Annotated in this window: 20 protein-coding genes; 5 read left to right on the plus strand and 15 right to left on the minus strand. The window is 66.8% G+C overall.

Going from position 1 to position 23384, the window contains the following annotated elements:
- Positions 1-3: 3 nt before the first annotated feature.
- On the minus strand, positions 4-939 hold the full coding sequence (locus ACFWPK_RS27470) for an NAD-dependent epimerase (protein ID WP_378920543.1): 936 nt from the start codon (positions 937-939) through the stop codon (positions 4-6).
- A 124-nt stretch (positions 940-1063) separates the two neighbouring features.
- Between ACFWPK_RS27470 and ACFWPK_RS27475 the strand changes: the two genes are divergently transcribed.
- Positions 1064-2020: a GlxA family transcriptional regulator gene (locus ACFWPK_RS27475; protein ID WP_378920545.1), complete on the plus strand. Its 957-nt coding sequence runs from the start codon at positions 1064-1066 to the stop codon at positions 2018-2020.
- Here the strand turns inward: ACFWPK_RS27475 and ACFWPK_RS27480 are convergent.
- From ACFWPK_RS27480 to ACFWPK_RS27510, 7 genes are all read right to left on the minus strand, one after another.
- Positions 1999-2727, minus strand: a complete 729-nt coding sequence (locus ACFWPK_RS27480) for a hypothetical protein (RefSeq protein WP_378920547.1) — start codon at positions 2725-2727, stop codon at positions 1999-2001. The two genes, ACFWPK_RS27475 and ACFWPK_RS27480, sit on opposite strands and share 22 nt — an antisense overlap.
- A gap of 78 nt (positions 2728-2805) precedes the next feature.
- Positions 2806-3465 carry a sirohydrochlorin chelatase gene (locus ACFWPK_RS27485; RefSeq protein WP_378920591.1) on the minus strand — a complete coding sequence of 220 codons (660 nt, stop codon included), beginning with the start codon at positions 3463-3465 and terminating at the stop codon, positions 2806-2808.
- Positions 3466-3536: 71 nt separating this feature from the next.
- Positions 3537-4781 carry a uroporphyrinogen-III synthase gene (locus ACFWPK_RS27490; protein ID WP_378920549.1) on the minus strand — a complete coding sequence of 415 codons (1245 nt, stop codon included), beginning with the start codon at positions 4779-4781 and terminating at the stop codon, positions 3537-3539.
- Positions 4778-5158: a nitrite reductase small subunit NirD gene (nirD, locus tag ACFWPK_RS27495; protein ID WP_378920551.1), complete on the minus strand. Its 381-nt coding sequence runs from the start codon at positions 5156-5158 to the stop codon at positions 4778-4780. Before nirD ends, ACFWPK_RS27490 begins: the two co-directional genes overlap by 4 nt.
- Positions 5159-5221: 63 nt before the next feature.
- Positions 5222-7774 (minus strand): nitrite reductase large subunit NirB, encoded by a 2553-nt coding sequence (gene nirB, locus ACFWPK_RS27500; protein WP_378920553.1) that lies wholly within the window; start codon positions 7772-7774, stop codon positions 5222-5224.
- Positions 7775-7804: 30 nt separating this feature from the next.
- Complete coding sequence (locus ACFWPK_RS27505; protein ID WP_378920593.1) at positions 7805-9259, minus strand: nitrate/nitrite transporter; 1455 nt, start codon at positions 9257-9259, stop codon at positions 7805-7807.
- Positions 9260-9596: 337 nt separating this feature from the next.
- A complete protein-coding gene (locus tag ACFWPK_RS27510; RefSeq protein WP_378920595.1) occupies positions 9597-10742 on the minus strand; it encodes an MFS transporter in 1146 nt (381 codons plus the stop codon).
- Between the two features lie 222 nt (positions 10743-10964).
- Here ACFWPK_RS27510 and ACFWPK_RS27515 point away from each other — a divergent pair, with 222 nt between their 5' ends.
- From ACFWPK_RS27515 to ACFWPK_RS27530, 4 genes are all read left to right on the plus strand, one after another.
- On the plus strand, positions 10965-11636 hold the full coding sequence (locus ACFWPK_RS27515; protein ID WP_378920555.1) for a FadR/GntR family transcriptional regulator: 672 nt from the start codon (positions 10965-10967) through the stop codon (positions 11634-11636).
- Positions 11637-11804: 168 nt separating this feature from the next.
- A complete protein-coding gene (locus tag ACFWPK_RS27520; RefSeq protein ID WP_378920557.1) occupies positions 11805-13289 on the plus strand; it encodes an MFS transporter in 1485 nt (494 codons plus the stop codon).
- 161 nt (positions 13290-13450) lie between these two features.
- Positions 13451-13984, plus strand: coding sequence for a GNAT family N-acetyltransferase (locus ACFWPK_RS27525; RefSeq protein WP_378920559.1), 534 nt, complete (start codon positions 13451-13453; stop codon positions 13982-13984).
- Complete coding sequence (locus ACFWPK_RS27530; protein ID WP_378920561.1) at positions 13981-14838, plus strand: hypothetical protein; 858 nt, start codon at positions 13981-13983, stop codon at positions 14836-14838. The genes ACFWPK_RS27525 and ACFWPK_RS27530 overlap by 4 nt, the downstream gene beginning before the upstream one ends.
- Here the strand turns inward: ACFWPK_RS27530 and ACFWPK_RS27535 are convergent, their stop codons facing one another.
- The 7 genes from ACFWPK_RS27535 to ACFWPK_RS27565 form a co-directional block, all read right to left on the minus strand.
- Positions 14839-15807 carry an SCO2521 family protein gene (locus tag ACFWPK_RS27535; protein ID WP_378920563.1) on the minus strand — a complete coding sequence of 323 codons (969 nt, stop codon included), beginning with the start codon at positions 15805-15807 and terminating at the stop codon, positions 14839-14841.
- A gap of 40 nt (positions 15808-15847) precedes the next feature.
- A complete protein-coding gene (locus ACFWPK_RS27540; RefSeq protein ID WP_378920565.1) occupies positions 15848-16873 on the minus strand; it encodes an SCO2522 family protein in 1026 nt (341 codons plus the stop codon).
- Positions 16874-17041: 168 nt separating this feature from the next.
- Positions 17042-17962 (minus strand): SCO2523 family variant P-loop protein, encoded by a 921-nt coding sequence (locus ACFWPK_RS27545; RefSeq protein ID WP_378920567.1) that lies wholly within the window; start codon positions 17960-17962, stop codon positions 17042-17044.
- Positions 17963-17966: 4 nt separating this feature from the next.
- Positions 17967-19823 (minus strand): SCO2524 family protein, encoded by a 1857-nt coding sequence (locus tag ACFWPK_RS27550; protein ID WP_378920569.1) that lies wholly within the window; start codon positions 19821-19823, stop codon positions 17967-17969.
- A 172-nt stretch (positions 19824-19995) separates the two neighbouring features.
- Positions 19996-20847 (minus strand): TIGR02569 family protein, encoded by an 852-nt coding sequence (locus tag ACFWPK_RS27555; RefSeq protein ID WP_378920570.1) that lies wholly within the window; start codon positions 20845-20847, stop codon positions 19996-19998.
- 111 nt (positions 20848-20958) lie between these two features.
- Complete coding sequence (gene moeZ / locus ACFWPK_RS27560; RefSeq protein WP_378920572.1) at positions 20959-22140, minus strand: adenylyltransferase/sulfurtransferase MoeZ; 1182 nt, start codon at positions 22138-22140, stop codon at positions 20959-20961.
- Positions 22141-22260: 120 nt separating this feature from the next.
- Entirely contained in the window at positions 22261-23337 is a 1077-nt protein-coding gene (locus ACFWPK_RS27565) for a DUF3152 domain-containing protein (protein ID WP_378920597.1), read from the minus strand.
- Between the last annotated feature and the right edge of the window lie 47 nt (positions 23338-23384).

A 23384-nucleotide genomic window follows, 5' to 3' on the forward strand; every position in this document is an offset into this window, starting at 1 on the left:
CATCTACCCGGCGTCGGGCACGGTTGCGCGCGCGGCCGCGACCACCTCGGCGAGCACCTCGTCCAGCGTCGACGCGGTGCGGCCGAAGGTGGACCGTATCGCCGAATCGTCGACGATGAACTCGCGATGGGACATGTGTTTCGTCTCGAACAGCTCGGCCCAGAACGGATCCTCCTGGGCGAGTTCGGTGATCTCCTCGTCGGTGAGCACCGTCAGTTCGGGTGTCGCGGCGTCGGCCAGCGCGGCGAGGCGGTTCGCGGCCTCGCGCACGGTCGTGGTGATCACCGGGGCGTGCCAGGCCCTCCCCCACGACCGGTCGTCTCGCGCGAGGGTGACCAGTGCGGCCGCGGCATCACCGATCGCGGTGTACGAATGCCGCAGGTCGAGTTCCTGCGGCACCCGGGCCGCGGTGTTCGCCAGCACGGCGGACTGAACGAGCAGGGAGAAGATCGAGATCGCGCCCGCGCCGAGGAATTGACCCGCGCGCAGTTCGGTGACGCGCAACCGGCCCGCCTCGTGCGCGGCGAGCGCATCGGTCCACATCCTGGCCCTGACCGCGCCCTTGCTACCCGTGGCGGCGAGTGGGGTGTGTTCGCTGACGACACCGTCGACCGGGCCGTAGCCGTACAGATTTCCCAGCATGACGAGGTCGGCGCCGACGGTTTCGGTCGCCGACAGGATCGAGTCGAACAGGGGCGGAACCGTCTGCGGCCAAGTGTGATAGGCGGGCATCGCGAGGTTGAAGACAGTGCCCGCGCCCGTCGCGACCTCGGTCAGGGCGGTGGTGTCGAGTGCGTCGAGAGCGATCAGTTCCACGTCGGGATGACGGGGGCCGAGCCCGCTCCGGCTCACCATTCGTACGTTGTCCCCGGCTTCGGCGAGCAACAACGCGGTAGCGGTGGCGGTACCACCCCGGCCGATCACTACATGAGTGGACATGTGAATCACCTTTCGCAACAACAGCTTTCGATGGGCGATGAGGTCGCGCCCGCACACTCAACGATGCCGTCCACGCGAGGGTTAGACTAGTGGCCACAATGCCAGCTATCCCAAGGATCAGGCCATGAAGACCATTGCCGTGGTTGCCGTCCCGCCGGTGAAGTCCTTCGACCTGTCGATGCCGGAAACACTGATGGGCTCAGTCTTGATCGACGGCGAGCCCGGCTACCGGGTGGTGGTCTGCACGGCCGAGCCGGGTGTATTGCCGTCGACACCAGGCGGATTCGATGTCGTGATCCGGCACGGGCTCGACGTCCTCGATTCCGCCGACGCGGTGGTCGTGCCGAGTACGGGCAGCCGCACGGACGCGGATCCGGTGACCTTGAAGGCACTGCGCGCGGCGGTCGACCGCGGCATCCTGGTCACCTCGATCTGTAGTGGCGCGTTCGTGCTCGCCCAGGCCGGACTGCTCGACGGCCGCACCGCGACCACGCACTGGGGCCTGGCCGACGAACTGGCCCGCGACCATCCCCTCGTCCAGGTGCGTACCGACGCACTGTTCATCGAGGACGGACCGGTGACCACCGCGGCAGGCGCGGCGGCCGGAATCGACCTGTGCCTGCATCTGATTCGAGCCGACTACGGCGCCACCGTGGCCAACGCCGCCGCGCGGGCCGCGGTGGTGACACCCGTGCGGCCCGGCGGCCAAGCCCAGTTCGTCGACACCCCACTGCCCGCCGACGACGACCTCTCGCTCTCGGCCACCCGAGCCTGGGCGCTCGAGCGCCTCGACACTCCCCTGTCGCTGCGCGAACTGGCCGAACACGCGCGAACCAGCGTGCGCACCCTGACTCGCCGATTCCACGACGAAACAGGACTCAGTCCGCAGAAGTGGTTACTCAGTCAGCGCCTCCACCGAGCCCGAGAGCTGCTGGAATCGACATCGCTACCGGTCGAGCAGGTCGCCCGGCACAGCGGGATCGGGTCGGCGGAGTCGTTGCGCCAGCACATGGTTCGACAGCTCGGCGTTTCCCCGAGTGTCTACCGCGCGAACTTCAACTACGGCGCGATCGGCGGATAGCCGGGGTAGGGCTGGTAGCCCGGTGGCGTCCGCGGCGCGAAGTAGGGACCGGACAGGCCGTTCCACAACAGGATCACCGCGGCCAGCCCGATTGCCAGCGTGACCGTGCTGAACACCAGCGTGATACCGACCGTGGAGGTGACGAACGCCATCACCGTGCCGACGACATAGAACAGCGCGTTGAGCCCGAAGAACACCGTGCCCGTGATCCGCCCCCAGTTCTTGCCCGCCCGGCAGACGAAGGCCATCCACACCCACAGCCCCGCCGTCACCAGCGAACTCACGACGGCCCCACCGACGCTCGCGTACACGAGAAGATCGAGGTCGTTGCCTCGCAACACCCCACCCGAGGCGTCGAGCGCATCGCTGCGGGCTTCGTCGAGCATGGTGAGGGAGTAGGCCATGCCGAGCAGGGTGACCACGGCTCCGGCCAGCATCACGTAGAACGCGATCTGCACACTCTGCGGAACAATCCGCGGCCCGGCATCCACCGGCGGGTACGCACCGCCCGGCACGGGATACGGAACGCCCGGCCCATAGGGCGGCGGCGATCCCATCACACCCGGCACCGGACCGAACGGCGGCCGCGGTACGGCCTGACTCGGCGCCTGCGGATACGCGGGCACTCGCGCTGCCGACTCATCCGGATACGCCGTCAGCCCGTCATCCTGCGATGGATAACCCTGACCTGCGGACGAATCTGACATCGAGCTGTGCTCCCTTGTTGTGCAGTCGGGCCAACTCTAGCCGCAGCCGCCGACACCGGCTGCCCGTGCGCGATCGGCTCAGCGAACGCCGACGAGCTCCCGCGCCGCACTGCGATACCGGTCAGCGATCAGCCGCACCACAGCCGGGTGCACACCGATCGGCTCAGCCACCCCATCAGCGCCCGCATCGTGCAACCGCTGGTGAAAAAGACCGTGCGCCAACAGATAGGACGCGATGAACACCCGCTCGGCACCCGACGCGCGAAGCGAGGCAACAACTTCGGGCACCCGGGGCGTCCCGGTCGCCACGTAGGCGATCTTCACCGGCGCGCCCAGCTGCTCGGCGAGCATCCCCGCGGCCCGCCGAACATCCTGTCGCGCACGCGAATCCGAGGAACCGGCCGCCGCGAAGACGACCGCGTCACCGGGCTGCCACCCGGCAGCGCGCAACCGCACCGCCATGATCCTGGTCAACGCCGGATCCGGCCCCATCGCCGCCGTCACCGCGACCGCGGAATGTCCGCTCTCGGCGACCTCACGCGGAACGTCTTGATACACGTGATAACCCGAGGCGAGAAACGCCGGAACCACCACGGCGGGCCCGTCGAGATCGCGCAGAACCTCCGAAGGCGAGGGTCCGAGCACGTCGACGAAAGCGGTCCGCAGCGCGGTATTCGGCGCCGAGGACACCGCGACGCCGAGTTCGGCGGCCACCGCATCGGCGAGCGCGGCGATCATTTCCACCCCGCGCGCGCTACGAGTCCCGTGCGCGACAAGCACCAGAGCCGGATCACCCGGCTGCGCGGCGCTCACCACACCCCGATCGCTTGGGCGGGCCGGGTCGACCGTGCGGGCGTCCCGATCCCCGCGGCGTGCGGTGGCTGGACAGCTGCCCGCGCGGGCGGTGTATCGGAGCAGTCGGCCGCGTCCAATGCCAGCCGGTACCCACGCTTCACCACGGTCTGAATCGCCTTGGGAGTACCGAGACCAGCCCGCAAGCGCGCGATCGCGGTCTCCACCGCATGGGTGTCGTCGCCGCCACCCGGCAGCGCGGCCAGCAGGTCCTCACGCGACACAACCCGACCGGGCTGGCGAGCCAGCGACCGCATCAACGCCATCGGAGCGGGCGCCAGCTGACGCACTTCACCGTCGACGACCACACAGCCACCACGCACGCTGATCAGATGACCGGCCGCGTAGATCCGGCTGGCGCGGCGCGGAAGTTCTTCTGCCACATGGCGAGCCAGCGCACCCAACCGGGCCCGGCCCGGCATCGTCGTCGGCACGCCGAGTTCTTCCAGCGGGGCCGCGGTGATCGGCCCGACACAGGCGGCGAGCACCCGGCCACGGAACGCGTGCAGCACCGACTCCAAGAGCCCGGTTTCCTTGGCTCGCATCAACAGCGACGCCACGGCGGGCGCGCTGGTGAAGGTGACGCAGTCCAGGCTGCCGGAGATGATCGAGTCGATCATGGTGTCCATCGGCCCACGATCGGCCGGCGGTTCCCACCGGTACACCGGCACCGGCACCACGTCGGCGCCCGCGCAGCGCAGCACCTCGCAGAAGTCGGGAACCGGCTCCCATTCGGTGGTCGCGCCGTGCAGCTGCACCGCGATGCGGACGCCTTCGACGCCCTCGGCGAGCAGATGATCGAGGACCTCGGCCGACGACTCCGAGGCGGGCGACCATTCCTCACGCAGTTCGGCCGCGCGGATCGCGCCCTTGGCCTTGGGGCCACGGGCCAGCATCCGGGTCGAGGCGAGCGTGTCGCGCAGGACCTCGGCCAGACCCCAGCCCTCGGCCGCTTCCATCCAGCCGCGGAACCCGATGCCGGTGGTGGCGACGGTGATCTGCGGCGGATCGGCGATCAGCAGTTCGGTGACACGCTCGAGCTCGGTGTCATCGGCCAGCGGAATGATGCGGATGGCAGGGGCGGACGTGACAGTCGCGCCCTTGCGGGTGAGCAGAGTACTGAATTCCTCCGCGCGGCGAGCCGCGGTGACGCCGATGGTGAAGCCGGCAAGGCAAGGGCCGGTGTCGGTGGGAGAGGTCATGGGGTCTGCACCGGCTCGTTCGAGACGGCGACGACGCCGCCGTCGAGCTGGACCGCGTACACCGGCAGGGACTGGGACTCGTCGTCGAGACAGCGGCCGTCGATCAACGAGAAAGCCTGCTTGAGCAGCGGCGACGCGACGACGGGAACACCGCCGCGATCACCGATGATGCCGCGCGACATCACCGCGGCCCGGCCGAACGGGTCGATATTGCCGACGGCGGCGAGCGTGCCGTCTGTGAGTAGGAACAGAGCCGCCTGACGGCCGCCCTTCAGCAGGACAGCAACGCCGCGCCCCGGGATCAGGAAATCGAGCCGGCAAGCCTGGGTCCAGGTCGCGGTCTCATTGGTGATGGTGGGTGTGTCGATCACGGTCATCGGTTCCTCCTCCGAACGCCTTACCTATTGGTACAGGCGCCCTGTTTCCGCAGCGTTAAGTGCTTATTTCCCGGTTGGTGCTGTGTCCGAACCAACACCGACGGGCATGCCGGGAAGACCGAGGAGCACTGGTACCTTGCGTTCGCCGCTGTCGTCGAACGAAATCGTCGGGTCGGCTTCGTCAGGGGCATTGACGAAGGAGACGAAGCGCGAGAGCTTGTTCTCGTCCTCGAGCACGGCCGCCCACTCGTCCTTGTAGCCCTCGACGTGCTTGGCCATGGCGGCCTCGAGGTCGCCGGCGATGCCGAGGCTGTCGTCACAGACGACGGCCTTGAGGTAGTCGAAGCCGCCTTCGAGGGCCTCCTGCCACGGCGCGGTGCGCTGCAGGCGGTCGGCGGTACGGATGTAGAACATCAGGTAGCGGTCGATGTAGCTGATCAGGGTCTCGTCGTCGAGCTCACCGGCCAGCAGCACCGCATGCTTGGGGGTCAGGCCGCCGTTGCCGCCGACGTAGAGGTTCCAGCCGTTCTCGGTGGCGATCACGCCGACGTCCTTGCCGCGGGCCTCGGCGCACTCACGCGCGCAACCCGAGACGGCCAGCTTGATCTTGTGCGGCGAACGGAGACCGCGGTAGCGCTTCTCCAGCAGCACGGCCATGCCGACCGAGTCCTGCTGGCCGTAGCGGCACCAGGTGGAACCGACGCAGCTCTTCACGGTGCGCAGCGACTTGCCGTAGGCGTGGCCGGACTCCATGCCGACGTCGACCAGGCGCTTCCAGATCAGCGGCAGCTGATCCACGGTGGCGCCGAACAGGTCGATGCGCTGACCACCGGTGACCTTGACGTAGAGGTCGAACTCCTTGGCGACCTCGCCGATCACGATCAGCTGGTCGGCGGTCACCTCACCACCGGGCATCCGCGGGACGACCGAGTAGGTGCCGTTCTTCTGCAGGTTGGCCAGGAAGTGGTCATTGGTGTCCTGCAGCGCCGCCATCTCGCCGTCGAGGATGTGCTCGCTCGAGGTCGAGGCCAGGATCGAGGCGACGGTCGGCTTGCAGATATCGCAGCCCGAGCCCTTGCCGTGCTTGGCGATGAGCTCGGAGAAGGTGCGGATGCCGGTGACGGCGACCACGTCGTACAGCTCGGCGCGCGACTGCGAGAAGTGCTCACACAGCGACTTCGACACCGCGACGCCGGACTGCTCGAGCAGCTTCTTGATCATCGGCACACAGCCACCGCAGGAGGTACCCGCGTTGGTGCAGCTCTTGACGGCAGGGATGTCGCAGGCGCCCTCGGCGATCGCGCCGCAGATGTCGCCCTTGCTGACGTTGTTGCAGGAGCAGATCTGGGCGTCGTCGGGCAGCGCGTCGGCACCGAGTTCGGCGCCGGCCGGGGAGATCAGCGCGGCGGCGTCGGCGGGCAGCGGGCGCCCGACCAGCGGGCGAAGGGCCGCGTACTGGCTGGCGTCACCGACCAGGATGCCGCCGAGCAGGGTCTGGGCGTCATCGGAGACGACCAGCTTGGCGTAGGTGCCCTTGGCCGCGTCGTGCAGCACGACCTCGAGGGCGCCCTCGGTGGTGCCGTGCGCGTCACCGAAGGACGCCACGTCGACGCCCATCAGCTTCAGCTTGGTGGACATATCGGCACCGGGGAACTCGCCCGCGCCGCCCAGCAGGCGGTCGGCGACGATCTCGGCGGTGGTGTAACCGGGGGCGACCAGACCGTAGCAAACACCCTCGATCGCGGCGCATTCACCGATCGCGTAGACGTTCGGGTCCGAGGTCTGCAGGGTGAGGTCGGTCTGGATGCCACCGCGGGCGCCGATCTCGAGGCCCGAAGCCTTGGCGAGGGCGTCCTGCGGGCGGACACCGGCGGAGAACACCACCAGCGAGGCCTTGATCTCGGCGTCGTCGGACAGGTGCACGGTGACGTTGTCGGCGCCTTCCTCCTCGATCGAGACGATCTTGGCGGTACCGACACCCGTGTGCACATTGAGGCCGATATCGGAGACGAGCTTCTCCAGGATCGCGCCACCACCGGCGTCGACCTGGGCGGGCATCAGGCGGCCGTTGTACTCGATGACGTGCGGGGTCATCCCGAGCAGACGCAGCGCGTTGGCCGCCTCCAGCCCGAGCAGACCGCCGCCGACGACCACACCGTGCGCGCCGGGACCGGCCGCTTCGGCGGCGGCGCGGATGCCGTCGAGGTCGTCGATGGTGCGGTAGACGAAGCACTCGGGCAGATCGTGGCCGGGCACCGGCGGCACGAACGGGTAGGAGCCGGTCGCCATGACCAGGGCGTCGTAGGCGATGACGTCGCCGCTGGTGCTGGTGACGGTCTTGGCTTCGAGGTCGATGGACTCGCCACGCTGGCCGAGTCGCAGGTCGACCAGTGCGTCGCCGTCGTACATGTTGCCGGGCAGGGCCAGGTCATCGGCGTTCCAGTTGCCGACGTAGTAGGACAGGCCGACGCGGTCGTAGGCGGGCAGCTTCTCCTCCGAGAGGATGATGACCTGCCACTGGCCTGCCTCGTCGCGCGAGCGAAGGGCTTCGACGAAGCGGTGTCCGACCATGCCGTGGCCGACCACGACCACTGTCTTGCGAGTGCTGCTGTTCATGAGAGTGACCTCCTTGGTAGTGGTCGGTTGTCAGCGTGCCGACGAATTGGACGACGAAGCGTTGGTTTCGGCCTCGAGGACCATGTGCTCGGCCTCGACCACGACTGCGGAGTCGGAGGTGAGACGGGGACGGCGCAGGAACACCGTCCAGGTAACGGCGGCGCAGACCACGTAGAAGGCGAGGAACACCCAGAACGCGGTGGTGGCCGAGGCGGTGCTGGCGTAGGAGCTGCGCAGCACCATGTTGATGCCGACGCCGCCGAGGGCACCGATGGCGCCGACGAAGCCGATCAGGGCGCCGGAGGTGTTCTGCGACCAGGCCGCCTGCTCGACCCGCGAGACCGGCAGGCTCTTGGACTTGGCCTCGAACACCGACGGGATGATCTTGGTGACGGCACCGTTGCCGAAACCGGAAAGGACGAACAGGGCGATGAAGCCCGCGACCAGCATGGTCATGGTGGCACCGGTGGCAACGCCCTTGTTGCCGTCGGCCATCGTCGAGGCGGTGATCACGAGCAGCGCCGCGAGCATCATGGCGCTGAAGGTGGCGATGGTGACCTTGCTGCCACCGATCCGGTCGGCCATCTTGCCGCCGTAGGGGCGGGCCAGCGAACCGAGCAGCGGGCCGATGAAGGCGATCGACGCGGCGTGGATGGCGGCCTGGGCGGCGGTGTCGCCACCGGCCTTGAAGCTGATCTGCAGGATCTGGGCGAAGGCGAAGCTGTAGCCGATGAACGAACCGAAGGTGCCGATGTAGAGGAAGGCGATCGCCCAGGACTGCGGCACCCGGAGGGCCTTGACCATGTAGGACAGGTCGGCCTTCTGGTTGGTCAGGTTGTCCATGTAGAACGCGGCGCCCACTGCGGTGACACCGACCAGGACGAGGTAGACGGCACAGATCACCGTGGCGTAGTCGCCGCCGAGGGTGACCAGCACCAGCAGGCCGAGCAGCTGGATCACCGGGACACCGATGTTGCCGCCACCGGCGTTCATGCCCAGCGCCCAGCCCTTGAGGCGCTGCGGGTAGAAGGCGTTGATGTTGGTCATCGACGACGCGAAGTTGCCGCCACCGAAGCCGGCGAACGCGGCCACGATCAGGAACGTGGTGTAGGACGTGCCGGGCTGGTTGACGAAGTACGCGGTCAGCGCCAGCGGGATGAGCAGCATGAACGCGGAGAAGATCGTCCAGTTGCGACCGCCGAAGCGTGCGGTGGCGACGGTGTAGGGAATGCGCAGGAACGCGCCGACCAGGGTGGGCATGGCGACCAGGAAGAACTTGCCCGCCGCGTCGATGCCGTACTTGTCGGTGGGCATGAACAGCACCATCACCGACCAGATCGACCACACCGAGAATCCGATGTGCTCGGCGATCACCGACCAGATCAGGTTGCGCTTGGCGACGTCCTTGCCACCGGCTTCCCAGGCCGCGACGTCCTCGGCATCCCAGTTGTCGATGTCGTGGTTCCGCTTCAGCGTGCTCAAGATTGGGCCTCCCAAAAGTGCGATGGCCCAACGGTAGGAAATGGGTATTGCCGAAATGCTGCGGGAAATGTCGCGCGAATCAACGGTTTCTCACCATCGCCCGATCAGGGAGGTGAGATCAGCCCTTTTGTTTCGTGCATGTGACGCAACGATTTCCGCACGTAAGGAAGCGGCAAGAAATCGGCACAATCACCCGTGAGGGTGTGAGCTGCGCCTCCTCTCAGCGACTTTAGGCCAGATTCACGCGCACCGCACTTCGGCGGGCGGCCGGCGGTGAGAAGTTCATCGAGTTAGCCCGTTCCCGGCGAGTTACCGATGTATCAGCGAAATCAGTCGGCAGCTACCAAGAATCTTCGAGCATGCGTGGTTTGCAGGCCTGCCAGGCGCCCGCGAGGAGCACACCGAGGGCGAGGAACAGCATGGCGAAGGGGACGAGCCAGCCGCCGGTCCAGGTGTGCAGTATGCCGAACAGCAGCGGGCCGAGGCAGGCGATCGCGTAGCCGACGCCCTGCGTGAAGCCCGACAGCGCCGCGGAGCCCTGGGGTGTGCGGGTACGCAGGTTGATCAGCGTCAGCGCCATCGGGAAGGTGGATGGGCCGAGGCCCAGCAGCACGACCCACAGCAGCGGTGCGTGCATCGGCGCCACCAGCAGGCCGACGAAAGCGGTCGCGAACAGCACCATGCAGCCGACGACAACAGGGAACGGGTTGCGCATCCGCGAGACCACGGTGGGCGCGCCCAGTGCCGGGACCAGCCCGATCAGCGCGAACAAGCCGACCATGCTGCCGCCGAAACCGGCGCTCGCGCCCGCGTCGGACAGGATCTTGGGCAGCCAGGCGAACATCGCGTAGGTGGTCAGCGAGGTCATGCCGAACATGCCGGCCATCCCCCATGCCACCGGCGAACGCCAGACCTTGCCGGTCTCGGGCGCTTCGGCGGGCAGCGCGGTGGTGTCGACCGTGTCGCGACCACGCCGATCGCGCAGCACCACCAACCACGGGATCGCGGCCGCGAAGCCGATCAGCGCCCACACACCCATCGAGATCCGCCAGCCGTGCGCCTCGGCCACCGGCACCGCGATGAACGCCGGAACAACAGTACTGAGCTGCACCATCACGATGTAGAGCGAGCTGATCACCGCCAGGTGATCACCGAAATACCGCTTCACCAGCGGCGGAATCACCACATTGCCGATGCCCATGCCGAGCAGCGCGACCCCGGAGAACCCCAGCAGTTCGACGGTCCCGGTGGAGAACACCCGCACCAGCGACCCCGCACCGGCCAGCAGCATCGCCACCAACACGGTCCGTTCGAGCCCGAATCGGCGCACGACCAGCGGCGCGATGAGCCCCGCGAGCCCGAACATCGCGGTCGGCAACATGCCGAACACCCCGATGATCCCCGCCCCGTACCCCACCTCGGCCCCGATCCGCTCGGCAAGCGGACTGAATGCCGTGACAGCGGCGCGCAAGGTCAGCGCCGACATGATGATGGCCGACAGAACGAGCAGCCGACCTTCGATCAGCGACCGCTCGGTGATCTCGGGAGACGGGTCGACGCGACCACGCCGGTCGTCCACATGGGTCGACCCGGCGCCGGAAGCTGGCTGGAAATCACGGAGCGGCGGCACCCAAGAATCATAGGATGACCCGATGACTCCTACAAGCGATTGTGAGCGATCTCCCGGCGGACCAGTACCCTTACCAACGTGCAACCCGTCCGGCGAACCAGCCTCATCGCCCAGGTAACCGAACAGCTTCGGGCCGAGATCCGTTCCGGTCGTTGGCCGGTAGGCCAGCGGATCCCCACCGAACCGGAGCTCACCGAGCTCACCGGGACCGGCCGTAATACCGTCCGCGAAGCCGTCCAGGCGCTCGTGCACGCGGGCATGCTCGAACGCCGCCAGGGCTCGGGCACCTATGTGATCGCCACCTCCGAGGTCGGCGGCACCCTTGGCAAGTACTTCGCCGACGCGCACGAACGCGACATCCTCGAGCTGCGCCAAGCCCTCGACACCACCGCGGCAGGCCTGGCCGCGCGCCGCCGCGACGACGCCGATATCGCGAACCTGCAGCGCCTGCTCGCCGAACGCAGCAACCGGAACTGGGCCGAAGCCGACCCGGTGGCCATCGCCGCCGACGTCGAATTGCACCGCGCGATCGTCGTCGCCAGCCACAACGCGGTATATCTGGAGTTCTACGATTCGCTGCTGCCGATCATCGAACAGGTGATCCACGCGCGGACCGCGAAATCCGACGACGCCTACGACACCGAGCACGCCGAGCTCGTGCAGGCCGTCATCGACGGTGACTCCGAGCGAGCCGTGCAGGCCGCCAACTGCTTCCTCGGGTCACTCATCGCCGAATACCCGGATCGCTGAGCAGCGCGGAGAACCGATTACTGAATCCAGGTAACCGGGCTGTCACCACCAGCGAATTCACGCGGTGAGCCCGAGTTGCCGGGAACGTCACCTGAGGCCATTGTCACGCAACAACCGGCTCCTACCTTTATCTCGACACCGCACAAGCGCTCGATCGAGAGGAAGCCGATGACCGCAATCGCCGCCACCGGCCAGGCGACGGAATCTCCGTCGTTCGAATATGAGAAGAAGGGTCGCTGGCTCTCCCAGTGGGAACCCGACAATCAGAAATTCTGGGAATCGGGCGGCGAGAAGACCGCCAAGAAGAACCTGTGGTTCTCCGTGTTCGCCGAGAATCTGGGCTTCAGCGTCTGGGTCCTTTTCGGCTCTATCGTCACCGCCATGGGCGCCGCAGGCTTCACCTTCCTGGAAGGCCTCGGCAAAGGTAACCCCACTGCCGTCGCCAACGCGCTGCTGCTGACCTCGGTCCCCACTCTGGTCGGCGCCACACTGCGCATCCCCTACACCTTCGCAGTCCCCAAGTTCGGCGGGCGAGCCTTCACCGCCTTCAGTGCGGCAATGCTGCTGATCCCCACCCTCGGTCTGGCGTACTTCATCAACCAGCCTGGTACCCCGATGTGGGTCTTCCTGCTGTTGGCCGCGCTCGCCGGCGTCGGTGGTGGCAACTTCTCCTCCTCGATGGCCAACATCTCGTTCTTCTTCCCCGAGGGCAAGAAGGGTGCCGCGCTCGGCATCAACGCCGCCGGTGGCAACCTCGGTGTGGCGCAGACCCAGCTGGTCGCGCCGCTGCTGATCACCTTCGGCACGCATCTGCTGGCCAAGGACGCCGCGGGCTACCGGTTCGGCATCACCCTCGCGATCCTGGTGTGGGTGCCGTTCATCCTGATCGCCGCGTTCGGTGCGCTCCGCTACATGGACTCGGTCGTCTCCGCCAAGGCCGACGGCAAGTCCTACAAGCTGGCGCTGACCAACCCACACACCTGGATCATGTCGTTCCTCTACATCGGCACGTTCGGTTCGTTCATCGGCTTCTCGTTCGCGTTCCCGACCCTGATCAAGGCCAACTTCCCGCATCTGGCCTCGATCGGCTGGATCAGCATGGTCGGTAACCTGGCCTTCCTCGGCGCCCTGGTCGGTTCGTTCAGCCGCCCGTTCGGTGGTTGGGTCTCCGACAAGATCGGCGGCGGCGCCAAGATCACCGTGTTCGTCTTCGGTGGTATGTCGATCGCGGTGGCGTGCATCGTGGCCGCTGTCGACCTGAAGAGCTTCCCGCTCTACCTGACCGCCTTCCTCGGCCTGTTCATCATGGCCGGTATCGGTAACGGCTCCACCTACCGGATGATCCCGTCGATCTTCAACGCCACCGCCAAGAAGTACGCCTCCGAGCACGGCATGGACCTGACCGAGGCGGCCACCTCCGCCAAGCGTCAAGCCGGTGCCGCGATCGGTGTCATCGGCGCGGTCGGTGCCGCGGGTGGCTTCGTCGTCCAGCAGGCCCTTCGCCTGTCCAACGTCCACCTGAAGACCATGGCCCCCGCCTTCTGGGCCTACGCCGCCGTCTTCCTCGTCATGGCCGCCGTCACGTGGTGGTGCTACCTGCGCACCTCCTTCGCCACCGACAAGGCCCCCTCCCTGGCCCACGCCAGCGTCTGATCCACCCACTCCGCACCACGGAAAGCCACGTTCGGTCCCCCTCCCGAACGTGGCTTTCTGCTGTGTGACAACACATTTCGAACCGTGTTGTGGCCGCCGCGCCCGAACTGCCCTTACTCTGGAGGTCAGACTGGCACCGGGGCGGGCAGAGGTGAGTGCTGTTGGACATCTCGAACGAGGTGGCAGAGCCACGGTTTCGAGCCGCCTCCGTCGATGATCTGGTCGCGATAGCCGAGCTCGAATCCAACGAGTTCATGCCGCTCGCCTACCCCTACTTCGCCCTGCGCCAACTGTTCGACATACACGGATCCCATTGGGTGGTAGCGGATCTGGCTGGTTCGCTGTGCGGGTACGCAATGGTGGCGATCGGCCCGCACAGTGCGTGGCTGCTCGGTCTGGCGGTGTCGTCCGGGCATCAAGGCCGAGGGCTCGGCCGGTTGTTGCTCGAGCGGGCGATGGCGCACTGCCGGTCATCGGAGGTCGACGCGGTCTTCATCACCGTGCGTCCGTCGAATGTGCCCGCATCGAATCTGTACAAGGATTCCGGCTTCACGTGGGCCGATTACGAAGACCAATACTTCGGCATCGGCGAACCGCGAGATCTGTTGGTACACCGTCTCGTCTACGACTGGACCACCGCCGACCCCACCGACCGACGGTGGTTCAAAGACCGCGGACCAGTAGACGACCGATGACCGAGCACATCGGATTCGATCGGCCCGGCGATTTCGTCGCGTCCAAGACCACACTCATCCGCAGACATGCCAGCGCTTTCACCGACGTCGTCGCCGACTTCCTCCGATCCGTGCACAGACCCGATGAATACGCGCTGCTCGACGACCTCAATCATCGGGTCGAACAGTTCCTCGCCGATTACGTTCCACCATCGACCCGCAGGGTCGGCGACAGCCTCGTCTTCGCGCACCTCTATCGCGATGCCGACCCCGTCACTCTCGAATCCACCGGCCGCGAGCATTCCTGCGAAACGGTGTTGACCGCCCTGTTCGCCGCCGAGATCGAGTTCCGCGGACCATTGCGCCTGAGTCGCACGCAGTCCACGCTGCTCGCCGATGTCTACGAGGAACTCGGCGCACAACTTTCGGCGCACCGCTTGCCCGCGCATGCCGCACTCGCCTACCGACAGGCCTACCGCCTGCACACCATCACCGAGAATCCACGCGGACAGGATCGTTGTGGCCTGAAGATGGCGCGTGCCCGTACGAAAGCGCGTCGTCGACGCATACGGCGATTACCCGGCGCGGTCTCGGACCTGCTGTGTGGCTATGGTTATCGACCGTTTCTCCTGCTGGGGTGGATCGCCGCGGAGATCGCGGTCTTCGTCACAGCCTTCTACTTGACTGCCCCTGACATCGAGTTCCCCACCGCGGTACGGATCGGATTGGTCAACTTCCTCAATCCGGTCGACCCCGAGAGCGTCGGCGTGCACAGCTTGCTCGCGAAAGCGACATTGATCGTCGAGTCGTACGCGGGCATCGTGTCGACGTCGGTGTTCTTCGCGCTGCTCGTCCGGCAATTGTTCCGGCTGTGATCACCACCGGGACTGGGATCGACTCAGCGCCCCCAGCGTGGCCACCGCGACGCGGTCGCGCAGCTGGCCGATCCTCGAATTCCACTGGACGGTAAACCCGGGATCGACCTCGACAGCGGTCCACAACCCACGCAGTGGTCCGGGCGTGAGCGCGCCGGGAAGCCACAGGTGGACGAGGTGTTCCAGCAGCGGAGCGAGCACCTGAGCCGGCGAACTGCCCGACAATTCGGCCATCTCGGCCTCGTCGATAACCTCGGTGAGCACCGTCAACAGCCAGTCGTGCACTGCCAGATCTTCGCAAAAGCGCTGCACCGCAGCGAGTTCCGCGCCGTCGCCGACGACGACCGAGACGAGCCGCGTCTCGTCGTCGAGCAGGACGAACGACAGACTCGGCGCTTCGCCCGGCCGGACATGGGCCGCCCATCGCAGCCGGGCTGCGCTGGTCTGAATGGGCGGCTTCTGGTTCAGCATCAGGTCGGTGCGCACCCGCGTGAACAGCCGGGCCGCGATGGCACCTGGGTCGAGCGTCGCCGTCACCGGATCGGCCGGGCCGAGAAATCCGTCGACCAGTTGACCGCTGATCCCGGGCGCGAGCCGCGTGAGGGTTTCGACGGTGCCGATCCGTCCGAGGTAGTGGCCCCAGCTACGGCGGTGCGTGCCTACACCGGCGACCACAGTCGCCATCGCCGAACTCTGCAGGATACGACCGCCGCGCACTGTCGCGTGTGTGGCGACGGTGCCGACCGCGCGCACCTTACTTCGGTTCGGCGTCGCCAGCCTGCAGTCGACACCTTCGTGGATGATCGGCGATTGCGCCCAGGTGACCGGCCGCTCCCGCGATTGCACGCGGCGACCACGGACCAGTGTGAGCAGGTCTGCCGCCGATGCCCGGCTCAGCGCTCTCGACTCGGGAAGCAGGCCCGTGCGCACTTCACCCAGAAGGGCCAGCGCACCGTCGCTGAGATGCATCGCCGCAGCGTAACCGGTATCGGTGGACGGTGGCATGGGATCAGACGGTGCTCAGAAAGAAGTGGGAGAGCCGGTCGGTGACGTCGCCGGTCAGCTCGATGTGCTGCTCGCGGGCCCGCCGGTTGAGCAGTTGAACGACAGCGGGATCGGGCTCGACGTGGCCGAGAATCATCCGCACCGCATGCTCGATGCCCACATAACGCTGCGGCAGGATCGACAACGACCTGAACGCCGCGAACGGCGGCGCGTGTTCCTGCAGCTTGATCACACTCGGGAATTCCTCCCAGCGCGCAGGCCACTCTCGGTCCTGATCCCACTGTTCGGCATCCACCACGGCTTTTCCCTCATAGCGAAGCATGCCGAGTCGCAGGAGCTGCCAGACCGACGCCAAGAAGGGGCATGACCACAGCACCTCCTGTGTCCCGCCACGGTCGCGCCACATCTCGACATCGAGGAAGAGCGAATGATTGCGCGCGGCGAATTCCGCCGACGGCCGGTAGGTCACTTCCATCGCCTGCTCCAGCTCGCGGTCACTGGATCGCTGACCATTGCAGAGCCATCCGGACTCCGCGGTCGGCGGCCGCCGACCGGCGCTGTCCGGTGCGGGTTCGGCGATGATCGAGTCAGCGACCATCTGCGCCAACGGAATCCGGGATTCCTCGTTCTGCCGACGTAAGTACTTGTTGCAGCCCGCTTCGCTGCCCAGGTAGTCGATCCGTACCCCGGATTCCGCGGCGATGCGCAAAAGGTTCGGCACGATCACCCGCGGGTCGGCGTCGGTCTGAAAGTAGTCGTCGAGCAGGAAGCAGGTACTCACCCGAACACGGGAGGGTCCACCGGCGGCGGCCGCGAACTCCTGCCTCGCGACCTCGGTGAACATCTCTATCAAGGGCGCTACCCGGCGGAATTGAGCCGTGATCGCCGCTTCACCGTTGATCAGGTCGGACATGTAGAAATGACCGACTTCGATGGATACATGCGCCAGCGGAACAGCTTCGACACGCACAGACGCCGTCGACTCGGCGTAGACGGCGCCACCCACAACAACAGCCCCTTTGTCAACCATTCCCGGACAGAACCGCGTGTGATTCTAGCCACGGGATGGCGGCGAATTCGATTTCAACACGCCACGCCAGCCCTGGCTGTACATGTCGTGCATACGAATTTTCGCCTCCCCCAGTCCCTTTCGCAACTTTTGTCCATTTGCCCCTGATCGACGCTTGCGGTGACTCGACTACACCCGAACCCAGGTCGCCCTATCCCACAATCTGCGCGCCAGCTCTTCGAAAGCTTCCACCGTCGCCCGATTGGCGATACCCGCATTGACATCGGCATCGAGCACGATCTGTTCGCGCCATTGCAGTACCGGTTCCACCGGTGTCTCCCCCAGCAGCGCGCCCGCACCGAGCCGATACTCCGCAGCGAGGGAACGCAGCGCGTCGTTCTGTTTGAGCAACCACGCCGCTTGGGGACCACCGCTGGCGGCATGCTCATCGGTGACCCGGGGAACAGCGGTGCGCACGAAACGGATTCGGGCCAACAGGTCGTCTGGCACGTAACCGAGCTCGACCCCCGTCTTCAGCAAGCCCTTCGGCCCGTGCACCAAACCCTGCGCCGCCATCAAGTGCTGCCGGGTCCAACGGTGATAGACGAGCCAGCACACTTCTTTGTCCGGCATGTCCAGTGGCCGTGTGGCCTCCAGCGCGATCTGCATCGCCACCGATCGGCCCGCGCTGAGGTCGACGATCACCACTTTGAAGGTGCTGTCCAGGTCGAGCAGCAGCTCGCGGCAGCGCCGTACCACCTTGGGATCATTGGCCGACATGGCTTCGCCGCCGCCCTCGTCACCCGGCAGCAGGACCAACTTGCCACCGCGGGAGCGCTGGCTGCGCAACGCATCCCGATTGGTGCTCGTCCGCACGTCGATGCGCTGGTGCAGGCTGTTGTGGCCGCGCAGATACGAGTGCAGTCCGTTGCCTGTCTGCGTGCCGCGTTCGACCGAGCCGATCTCGAAGAGGGCGCCCGCGGTGGGTGAGCCGAAGTCGAAGTCGAGATAGGCCGTACTGATTCCGCGCAGACTGAGCCGGTAGGCCAGGTTGCAACTGGTCACAGACCGGCCCGTTCCGCCCTTGTCGGAGGTGGCGAAGACGATCATCTGATCAGGTGCTCCTCATCGCGTCGAGGCGTGCGTAGGCGAGCCGATCGAGTTCGATCAGCGCTGCCGAGGCGAGCGTGAACGCCGTTCCCGGTTGCAGATTCACTACATCTCTCGCCCTGGCCAACTGCTGCTCGACACCGTCGAGCGCGATGCGATTGGCCGAGGTGTCCTCGACGCTGACATTGAGCATTTCCTGATTCAGCAGGTGCTCGGCCTCGTTGAGCAGCTCGACCGCCCGGACCACCATCGCGGGCGATCGCAACGGCGCCTCCCGGTAGGTGCGGTCGGCGGCCACCAAGCATTCGATGACGCGCTCGGTCATGTACCACGAGGGCAAGGTCTGGCCCGATCGGGCCACCGCACCGAATGCCGCGCCGGGGTCGTCCCACAGGCCCGCCGCGTCACCGTCGGAGATCATTCGCAGATCGAGGTGATCCATCACCTGCTTCGCCAATTCCATCAACCGGTCGCGCGCGGTGATGTTGCCGGACAGGCGAGCCGCCTGCAGCGAGCGCTTGAGCAGCACCGGCGCGAAATCCGAGGCGATCCATTCCAGCCGTGGCCCACCGCCTTCGACGAGTTCGCTCCCGCGTAGCTTCATCCGGACGCCCGGATAGTGCAGGGCGACAGACGGATCGGCTTGGGTCGGTCTGCGGATGATTCGGCCGCGCCTGGCCAACTCGTCGAAAATGCCGATCGCTCTGGTCAGATCGTCATCGGAGGCGGTGCGGGCCACCAGTTCCTGGATCAGCACCGCCGAAACGATGAGACTGAAATAGTCCGATTCCTCGCCGTCGGAGGTGCGCCACGGAATGTCTTCCAGCGGCCAGGTACCGGTGCCGAAACGGGCGACGGTCGACCAGTAGCGCTGGGTGATATCCCAGCGCAGTCGCAGTGCCTCGGCCAGGCGGTACTGGGTTTCGTCGAGCAGGTCGAGCTCTCTGGTTCGTTGCGACAGCACGTCGTTGATGCCGTCGAGCGCGGTGATGGTGAAGTAGAGATAGGGCCGGGGATCGGCGAATCCCACGCCGGAGCCGATCGCTGTCGGCACGAAATCGACGGGGTCGGCACCCTGGACAATGCCCCAGCTCCAGCCACATTCGAAGAGCAGATCCTCGTCGTCGAGTTCGGATTCCGGCGCCCGGCCGAGCGTGACATCGCTGCGCAGACGGGCACGCACGCGCTCGAGGCTGCGGGCGACGGCATCGATCACCGCCTTCTCGGGCTGTCCCGACTGATTGAGCATCCCGAGCATCGCTTTGCCCGAAGGCGAGCGGGGTGAGGCGGTGTTGACCACGAAGCTACGCACAAGGCCGGTCATCGCCGCGGTCAGCCGCGTGCTCAAACCCGCGCTCAGCTCGGTGAGCCGAGTGCTGATGTCCTTGCGCCGCTCGGTGCGCGCCCATCGATCGAAGACGCGCGCGAAGCCGAGCGCCGCGATACACACGGTGACCGACAACGAGTATCCGTCCACCACTTCCAGTGTGTGCTGTGCCTGCGTCGGTTCGCCGTCTTCGGACGCGCGGAGATAACTACCCGCATCGAAGCGGGGTAGCCCGTCTTCATCAGTGTTGCGGGCCAGGTACTCCTCGGCGAGCCCGAGCACCGTGATGCCGATTCTGGCCTGCCCGCCGAATGCCTCCAACGCCACTTTGACGTCGTCGGACATCGCATCCGGCCGATCCAGCGCGAAACTCTCGATCTCCGTCGCCGGGTAGAGCAGGCACAGTAGCTGTTCGGAATCGCTGATCGAATTGGCGTCGAGGACGCCGTCCCAATGCCATTTCTCGTCCCGATAGCAGGCCGAGAGCATGGCGCTCCAAATGTCCAGAATCTGTTGTCTGGGCTGGATTCTCACCCGCAGCAATCCTCACCGCTCGTGACGGGCCGCGGTGAGTCCCCCGGGTCCAGGGCAGGACACATGGCGGCGATGCTCGATGAAGATAGCATGCGGGGCCGCAGGAAACGTTGGGTCTCAACGGATTTGAGATCACATCCGACCCATCGGTCACGATGCGCGCAATTCGCCCTTACAGCGCCAAACGGACCATGTCCGCGGTGCGGGCGAGCCCGGGGAAGGCTTCTGGGGTAGAACGCGGGTGCAGAGCATGGACTGCCAGGCGGAACATCAACGCTCGTAACAGCATTTGGGGCCATTCGGGCAGGGTTGCCCAGCGGTCGAGTAGGCCGTCGTCGCCACCACCCCAGGCCAGTGCGTCGACGACGACGACGCCGGCGGCCCAGGTGGCGGGGCGCCAGTAGGGGGTGATGTCGGTGAGGCCGGGGGTGTGGGCGCCGGTGAACAGGACGGTGCCGAAGAGGTCGCCGTGGACGAGCTGGTCGGGGCTGCGGACGGGCTTGCGCAGGGTGGAGAGCTGGCCGATCAGTTCGAGAGAACGCTGACCGTCGGGGGTGGCGGCGATCGGGACACCTCCCGCGCGCAGGGTGCGCAGCGGGATCGATTCCCAGGCGGCGCGGTCGGCGGCGACGAACACGTCCACGTCGACCCAGGGCGCGACGGGCGGCTGGACCAGGAAGCGGGGGCGTTCCAATTCCGCTGTCGCCTTGTGCAAGCGCAGCGAGACCGAGACGACCTCGTCGTGGCGGGGCTCGGGGGCACCGTCGACGTAGGTGTCGGCGCGCCAACCCGAGACCACATAGCGACCGTCGGTGGCACGGACGGGGCGGGCCACCCGCAGTCCGTCGACCGCGAGATGTTCGCGTACCTTCGCCGACCAGGCGGCCCGCGCGTGATCGGCGACGGGGCTGAGCACCACCTCACCCATCCGCCAGCCACCGTCCCAGTCCCCTAGGGCAACCGGTGTCACTTCGCGAAGCCCGAATGTGGCTCGCACATGCTCGGGAGGTTCGACTGAGGTCACGGCCGTACCGTAACCCCGCAATCACCGGAGTCGTCCCAAGGCACGCTGTGATACTCCACTTCGCGACCTCACCGCAACAAGCGGCGAGGTCGCAAACCGGCAGCTATCGAATCAGTAGACCGGCAGCGACGGATCGACCTGCTTGGCCCACGCCACCACGCCGCCCTGCAGATGTGTCGCGTCGGCGAAACCGGCGCGCTTCAACGCCGCCAGCGCCTCCGCGGAACGGATACCGGTCTTGCAGTGCAGCACGATCGGCTTGTTCTGCGGCAGCTCGGACAGTGCCTCGCCGGACAGGATGCGGTCCTTGGGGATCAGGGTCGCGCCCGCGATGTGGACGATGTCCCATTCCACCGGCTCGCGCACATCGATCAGCTCGACCTTGTCGGCGTCGAGCAGATCCTTGAGCTCGGCGGCGGTGATGGTCGACCCGGCCGCGGCCGCGGTGCCTTCCTCCGACACCACACCGCAGAACGCGTCGTAGTCGATCAGTTCGGTGATCGGCTCACGCTGCGGATCGCGGCGCAGCTTGATGGTGCGGTAGTTCATGTCCAGTGCGTCGTAGACCATCAGGCGGCCGAGCAGCGTCTCACCGATGCCGGTGATCAGCTTGATCGCCTCGGTCACCATCACCGATCCGATCGACGCGCACAGCACGCCGAGCACGCCACCCTCGGCGCAGGACGGGACCATTCCCGGCGGCGGGGCCTCCGGGTACAGGTCGCGGTAGTTGATGCCGCGGCCGTCGGGGGCGTCTTCCCAGAACACCGAGACCTGGCCCTCGAAGCGGTAGATCGAGCCCCACACGTAGGGCTTGCCCGCGAGGACGGCGGCGTCGTTGACGAGGTAGCGGGTGGCGAAGTTGTCGGTGCCGTCGACGATCAGGTCGTACTCGGCGAACAGTTCGACCGCGTTCTCGGGCTCGAGGCGGATCTTGTGCAGCCGCACGTCGATCCCGGAGTTGATCTCCAGGATGGAATCGCGGGCGCTGTCGGCCTTGGGGCGGCCGATATCGGATTCGCCGTGGATGATCTGGCGCTGCAGGTTGGACGCGTCGACCTCGTCGAACTCGACGATGCCGAGGGTGCCGACACCGGCGGCGGCCAGGTACAGCAGGGCGGGCGAGCCGAGGCCGCCCGCGCCGATCACGAGGACCTTGGCGTTCTTCAACCGCTTCTGCCCGTCGACACCGAGATCGGGGATGATCAGGTGCCTGCTGTAGCGAGCGATTTCGTCCTTGGTCAGTTCCGCGGCCGGCTCGACGAGCGGCGGCAACGTCCCATTGAGAGACACGTGAGAACTCCTGTATCTATGGCGGCGGGCGCGGCCCGTTTACCGGTGGCCGCTCTGCTGACTACAACAAGACCTGCCGCGCTGTTCTTCCCTGTTCATGTTCCCGCATGGGCGGGACCACTATCCGCGCGGGTACGGCCAGGGGTTGAAGCGGCAGGTTTTGCCGTCGGCGGGGACGACGCCGTGGGGGTCGAGTAGGGCGATGTCGTTGTTCTTGGTGCCGAAGGTCTGCTGCATCATGATCGGCGCGAGGCCGCCGTCGGTCTCGCACGGCTGGTGGCCGTGGTAGCCGATGGCGTGGCCGACCTCGTGGTTGATCTGGTACTGACGGTAGGAGCCGATATCGCCGTCGAAGGCAAGGGCGCCGCGCACCCAGCGGACCTCCGACAGCACGACGCGATCGAGGTCGGCGTTGTAGCACGACGAGTCGATCGGGATCTCGAATCCGCACGCGGCGCGGGTGCTCTCGCGCGAGGTGAGCGAGAGGCGGAAATCGGCCGGGCCCGCGTCGATGCGCTGGAAGCCGAACTTGGGGTCGTTGGTCCAGCTCTTCGGGTTGGCCAGGGTGGTCTCCACCATTTTCGCCACGGCGGCGTCGCCACCGAACGGTGAGGTATCGATGCCGTCCTCGACTTCGACGGTGTAGCGGAACACGCGCTCGGTGCCGACGCCGACCTGGGCGCTGGTGCCCGGCACGATATGCCAGGTGCCCGCCGCGCGGTCGACGTATTCGCCGCCATCCGGCAGCGCACCGAGGGGCAGATCGGCGGGGAACTTGCCGTCGCCGGGAGGTGCGCCGATGATGCCGGACTGCGCCACCTTGGGACTCAGCGCACCGAAGCCGGGGTCGCTCGGCGGCGGGATCGGGCCGGTGCGCACCGCGTCGACGACAACCAGCACGGTGATGGCGAGCAGCACCGGCAACGCGTAGGCACGCCACCCGTAGGCGGAGACGAATCGGCCGAGCGCGCTCTGCTTCTTCGCCTCGCGCTGCGGGCTGCGGGGGCGGCCGTTGTCGTGGTCGGTGGGATCCCAGCGGGCCCGCAGCGGCTGCCGGGATCGATCGGCGGGCTGACTGAGCCCGAGCGGGTCGTAGACCTGCAGTTCCCGCCCCTCTGACGCCGACGTGACAGCACCGGACTCGGAGGGTTGCGTGGAGCGAGCGACATCGCGCCCGCCGTCGGCATGGTCATCCATCCGGTCGGTCACCCCATCAGATTCTCACAGTGGGCAAATCCGCCGTG

The organism is Nocardia sp. NPDC058519 (assembly GCF_042719755.1).
Lineage (GTDB): Bacteria > Actinomycetota > Actinomycetes > Mycobacteriales > Mycobacteriaceae > Nocardia.

Bases quoted from the DNA above. Each gene is read 5' to 3' on its own strand.
- ACFWPK_RS27470 (WP_378920543.1), bottom strand. From the start codon at position 939: ATGTCCACTCATGTAGTGATCGGCCGGGGTGGTACCGCCACCGCTACC.
- ACFWPK_RS27475 (WP_378920545.1), top strand. From the start codon at position 1,064: ATGAAGACCATTGCCGTGGTTGCCGTCCCGCCGGTGAAGTCCTTCGAC.
- ACFWPK_RS27480 (WP_378920547.1), bottom strand. From the start codon at position 2,727: ATGTCAGATTCGTCCGCAGGTCAGGGTTATCCATCGCAGGATGACGGG.
- ACFWPK_RS27485 (WP_378920591.1), bottom strand. From the start codon at position 3,465: ATGATCGCCGCGCTCGCCGATGCGGTGGCCGCCGAACTCGGCGTCGCG.
- ACFWPK_RS27490 (WP_378920549.1), bottom strand. From the start codon at position 4,781: ATGACCTCTCCCACCGACACCGGCCCTTGCCTTGCCGGCTTCACCATC.
- nirD (WP_378920551.1), bottom strand. From the start codon at position 5,158: ATGACCGTGATCGACACACCCACCATCACCAATGAGACCGCGACCTGG.
- nirB (WP_378920553.1), bottom strand. From the start codon at position 7,774: ATGAACAGCAGCACTCGCAAGACAGTGGTCGTGGTCGGCCACGGCATG.
- ACFWPK_RS27510 (WP_378920595.1), bottom strand. From the start codon at position 10,742: ATGTCGGCGCTGACCTTGCGCGCCGCTGTCACGGCATTCAGTCCGCTT.
- ACFWPK_RS27520 (WP_378920557.1), top strand. From the start codon at position 11,805: ATGACCGCAATCGCCGCCACCGGCCAGGCGACGGAATCTCCGTCGTTC.
- ACFWPK_RS27530 (WP_378920561.1), top strand. From the start codon at position 13,981: ATGACCGAGCACATCGGATTCGATCGGCCCGGCGATTTCGTCGCGTCC.
- ACFWPK_RS27535 (WP_378920563.1), bottom strand. From the start codon at position 15,807: ATGCATCTCAGCGACGGTGCGCTGGCCCTTCTGGGTGAAGTGCGCACG.
- ACFWPK_RS27540 (WP_378920565.1), bottom strand. From the start codon at position 16,873: ATGGTTGACAAAGGGGCTGTTGTTGTGGGTGGCGCCGTCTACGCCGAG.
- ACFWPK_RS27545 (WP_378920567.1), bottom strand. From the start codon at position 17,962: ATGATCGTCTTCGCCACCTCCGACAAGGGCGGAACGGGCCGGTCTGTG.
- ACFWPK_RS27565 (WP_378920597.1), bottom strand. From the start codon at position 23,337: ATGGATGACCATGCCGACGGCGGGCGCGATGTCGCTCGCTCCACGCAA.